Origin of the sequence: Leptolyngbya cf. ectocarpi LEGE 11479 (assembly GCF_015207065.1) — a bacterium.
GTDB lineage: Bacteria > Cyanobacteriota > Cyanobacteriia > Phormidesmidales > Phormidesmidaceae > Leptothoe > Leptothoe ectocarpi.
Genome location: NZ_JADEXP010000556.1, coordinates 1 through 2,466, shown reverse-complemented (window position 1 = coordinate 2,466; position 2,466 = coordinate 1). Strand labels below are relative to the sequence as shown.

Here is a 2,466-nt window from a genome sequence, read left to right as displayed (position 1 = left end):
GTTTGATTGAAGGGGGTGCAACTCGCACCAACAGTTTATTCCATAGCTTTTTGCAATTCAATATAGATGAGGGACAGCGGGTTGATTTTGCAAATCCACCTAATATTGAAAACATTTTTAGTCGTGTTACAGGTGACAATCTCTCAGAAATTTTTGGGACATTAGGGGTCTTAGGTAATGCCGACCTCTATCTGATTAATCCTCGTGGGTTTACCTTTGGTCCAAATGCAACTTTAGATATTCCAGGTTCTTTTACAGCAACAACGGCTAGTTCGATAGCATTTTCAGATGGAAATAGATTCAGTGCTACGGAACCAGCAACAGCTCCGCTATTGACAGTCAATGTGGAGGCTCCAGTAGGTGTTATGTTTACTGGAGATATTGTTAATGAAGGCAACTTAGAAGCTGGAAAAAACCTGACTCTTGAAGCTGTAAACCTGGATATACAAGGGCGAATCATTACAGGTGAGGGTCAGAAGGGAAATATTACATTAACGGCAAATGGTAATATTGATGTAACAAATGCCTTTCTCAACTCCGGTAGTACGGGCTTTGTCAGTACAGGAGGAGATATCACATTAACGGCAAATGGTAATATTGATACGACAGACACCATTTTTAGCACGGGTAGTATAGGACTTAGAAGTATAGGAGGAGATATTACGTTAGAGGCAAATGGTAATATTGAAACAATAGGTACCATTTTTAACTCAAACAATATAAGTTTGAGTGGTGTAGGTGGAAATATTCAACTGCTTAGTCTTAATGGCGGTATTGAGGTTGAAGAAAGCTTAATTAATTCAGGTCCTATACCTAATAGCACAATTGACGAGATTGACGCACTCAGCTCATTGGGCATTGACATAGACGATGACTTTTTGCAGCTTTTGCGTAGTGCTGGCAATGGCAATGGCAATGGTGGTGATATTTCACTTTCTGCTCGTGAGAATATTAAGGTTGGCGACTTTAGTTTGATCAACTCTTCTGGTGGTAGATCTGGTGCGGCAGGCTTCATAGATGTTGATAGTCAAGCTGATATTGCGCTTTCAAGAAGTGTTGTTCGAGGTGAAACAAGAGACGGAGTAGGGGGGGATTTTACTTTTGATGCTGAGTCAGTTTCTTTCATCACAAGTGCTATCATTAATCAATCACGCGAAAATGCCCAAGCTGGAAACATTCGTATTACGGCAAATCAAGCGTTAGAGTTAGATCAGTTTGGTTATTTATTAACTGAGAATCGTGGAATTCAACCCACTGGAAAGATCAGCATCGAAACGGATCGGCTAACTGTTCAAGGTGGCTCAGTGATCTCAACTTCAACTGATAGTAATTCTCCAACAGGTACAGGAGGAGAGTTATCTATAGATGCTAATGTAGTTCAGGTTAGTGGTACAGGGCCTCAGGACTTGTTTCCCAGAGGTGATTTATTTCCTAGTGCCTTAATCAGTTTGAGTTTAGGCGCTTCAGAGGCTGGCACTTTAAGGATTAATACTGACCAATTAATTATTGAAGATGGAGGTATTATTTCAGCGGCTACCCTAGCTGAGGGTGGAGGCAAGGGTGGTGACATCATTATTAATTCAGATGACTTTGTTAGGGTGACTGGGACTTCAGAGAATCAGCTGTTTGGCAGTAGCATCTCTGTGGATACGGCTAATTCAACCATTGCTGGTAATTTAATTCTCACAACAGATCAGCTTTCAGTCCAAAATGGAGCAGGAATTTCTGCGTCTACCTTTAGTCAAGGGCAAGGAGGGAATCTTACAGTTAACGCTTCAGATATCCTTTTGCAAGGAACTTCCCAAGATGGTCAAGTTAGTAGTGGTATTTATGCTCAATCATTTGCTGAGGGAAATGGGGGTAATATCAATATCTATGCTGATGGAGAGCTAAGTCTCCAAAACGGGGCAAGAATTGTTGTTAGTAATGATTTTCAAGCAGAAGATGCAGGTAATTTGCTGGAAAAAACCAGAAATTTAATTACTGCATTAAGGGAAGTGCCAGAACTTGATGATGTCCCACCAACTGTGATTGAACGTAGACTCGGTACAGGAGACGCAGGCAAAATAGAGATCTCAGCTAATAATATTTCTTTGCATAATCAAGCTGCGATTTTGGGTGAAACAGCTTCTGGAGAGGGAGGCAATATTTCTTTAGATATATGGGACCTTTTGTTGCTTAGGCTTAACAGTGAAATTTCAACTACAGCGGGAACTGCTCAATCAGGTGGCAATGGGGGGAATATCATCATTGATGCTCCTAATGGTTTTGTATTTGGTGTTTCTACAGAAAACAGTGATATTGCTGCAAATGCGTTCACTGGCGATGGGGGAAGCGTAAATATAAATGCTCAGGCTATTTTTGGACTTGAGTTTCGACCAGAAAGAACACCTTTAAGTGACATTACAGCAAGTTCTGAGTTTGGATTTGACGGTATTGTCAATCTCAGTACACTAGATGTTGATC

The 2,466-nt window shown here is 40.9% G+C and carries 1 protein-coding gene; it reads left to right on the top strand.

Annotation, left to right across the window (positions count from 1 at the left end; all coding sequences use genetic code 11):
* On the top strand, positions 1 to 2,466 hold a 2,466-nt coding region (locus IQ260_RS29820), incomplete at both ends, for a two-partner secretion domain-containing protein (protein ID WP_193996676.1).